The sequence below is a fragment of the Candidatus Magnetobacterium casense genome (assembly GCF_019173545.1).
GTDB lineage: Bacteria > Nitrospirota > Thermodesulfovibrionia > Thermodesulfovibrionales > Magnetobacteriaceae > Magnetobacterium > Magnetobacterium cryptolimnobacter.
In genome coordinates, this window is record NZ_JABXWD010000533.1 from 1 (window position 1) to 1,955 (window position 1,955).

The window sequence follows — 1,955 nt, forward strand, 5'->3', positions numbered from 1 at the left end:
CCTTGAGTTCAGCCCCAGGGGCAAGGTTAGAGACGACATCGAGGCGGGCTTCTTCGAGTTGACAGGAGGGCTGCCGGTACAGACCGATGGCGGACTGAAGTCCTTCGGACATCCAATTGGTGCCAGCGGGCTAAGGATGATGTACGAGGTTTACAAGCAGCTTCAGGGCAAGTGCGGTGAGAGGCAGTTGAAGAATCCGAGACTGGGCTTGACCCATAACCTCGGTGGGTTCCCTGCTAGTGCCACTGTAAGCTGTTGTATAGCTGGTCTTTAAGCTAACAAAGATTTGAAGGTAAACAAATAAGTTGGTGCTTCTCGAAACGAGAAGCACCAACTTACATTCTAGTCTTTCCTATCTAGCCCCTTATTTCCACTGCACTCTTCCCGGAATGCCCTTCTCCAGGTCGTCTATCGCTTCTTTGATCATGTCGTCTATAATCTGCTTGGAGGTCCTTCGCCTGTTCAGGAGCCTGGTGGCTTGACCGCACGGGGTTACAAGCATCTCGTTGTACATCTTCTCGTCCTTATTATCAAAGCAGTAATCTATGATGTCCTGCATAAGGATAAGGTGCAGCGGCCAGCCCAGAGGAGGCAGTGGTCCCTCATCCCAGGCCCTGGTTATAGCCATCTTGAGCTGACGCATGGTCTTGCCGCTGAGCCCCTTGGTGATAACCGCATCTTTCTCGGTGGCGGCGATGACCCTGTCCTTCTGGCCTTCAGTAAATGTTACCTCGGGAGTGAGCAGGAACATGGAGCCGCACCAGACTCCTTCTGCTCCCAGAGCCAGGGCAGCCACTAGGCCTCTACCGTCCGCGATGCCACCTGCGGCAGCCACTGGGGTTGGCTTCACGGCGTCTACTATCTGCGGTACTACGGACATGGTGCCGATATTGCCTGTGTGTCCGCCGGCATCGTAGCCCTGGGCAACTATAACATCGCATTTATCTTCGACGTGCTTCAATGCCATCTTAACGTTGGCACCGATGCCGATGGTCTTTATGCCGCGCTTCTTGCACTCGGCCATTACCCAGCCCAGTCTGCCAAGACCCGCTGCTATCACCGGCACATTGTTATCCAGGCAGACCTGGAGCATCCTCTTCGTCCCCTCCATAGTACACATATCCACTTGTCTGCTGCTAACATAACTGGGGGGAACTTTGAATTTCTTCCTTAGTTCCTTCTCGTAGGCTTTGTACTCTTCGGGGATATATTCCCTGAGCTTCTCTTTGTCTACTCCGGCCATATCCTCCAGGGAATCCGGCAGTAATATGTCGATAGCGAATGGTTTTTTAGTGCCCTTTCTGATCTGCTTGATCGCTTCATTAAGCCCATCGGCGGTGTAGGTAGCTCCACCTAACGTGCCCAGTCCGCCGGCCTCCGATACCGCAATGACCAGAGGGGGGTCTGAGAATCCGCCCATACCAGCCTGAATTATGGGGTACTCAATGCCGAGCACATCACAGATTTTAGTGTGAAACTTCAACTTGGTTTTCGCCATTCTTGCTTACTTTCCTTTCTTTTTAGGTGGCAGCGCAACTGTAGCTGTCCCGGGGGTGGTTACCTGTCCCTTGCCATTCTCCAAACCAATCTCGAGGTCTACCAGATGCTCGTCTTCCTCAACATACTTCTTAGAGACCTTGCCTTTGCAGTGCCAGGTCTCTCCTTCGACAGGCTCATTCATTGTCTGCATCTTGCGTGGAAAATCCAGACCGCGGTACTGGCAGGAGAACTTTTTGATGGTACCATCTTCTCCCATCCAGCCGGTGACGAACTGGATAAGCCAGGCATGCTTGAGCAGGCCATGTACAATGACGCCACCAGTGCCCTGGGTCATCGCAAATTCTGTTTCATAATGATGGGGGTTGAAATCGCCGCTGGCGCCTGCCCATTTCACCAGCATCAGAGATGTTGCTATCTTGGGCAGAGGAGGCATTTCGGTGCCAACATCAACGTCT

The 1,955-nt window shown here is 52.8% G+C and carries 3 protein-coding genes; 1 reads left to right on the top strand and 2 read right to left on the bottom strand.

What is annotated here, in order from left to right:
• Positions 1–274, top strand: a 274-nt coding sequence (locus HWQ67_RS17250) for a thiolase C-terminal domain-containing protein (protein WP_218253934.1), incomplete at its 5' end; no start/stop codon positions are given.
• Between the two features lie 90 nt (positions 275–364).
• Here the strand turns inward: HWQ67_RS17250 and HWQ67_RS17255 are convergent.
• Positions 365–1,498: an NAD(P)H-dependent flavin oxidoreductase gene (locus tag HWQ67_RS17255; protein ID WP_218253935.1), complete on the bottom strand. Its 1,134-nt coding sequence runs from the start codon at positions 1,496–1,498 to the stop codon at positions 365–367.
• Positions 1,499–1,504: 6 nt separating this feature from the next.
• Positions 1,505–1,955: MaoC/PaaZ C-terminal domain-containing protein (locus HWQ67_RS17260; RefSeq protein ID WP_218253936.1), on the bottom strand; the 451-nt coding region annotated here is incomplete at its 5' end.

Bases quoted from the DNA above. Each gene is read 5' to 3' on its own strand.
- HWQ67_RS17255 (WP_218253935.1), bottom strand. From the start codon at position 1,498: ATGGCGAAAACCAAGTTGAAGTTTCACACTAAAATCTGTGATGTGCTC.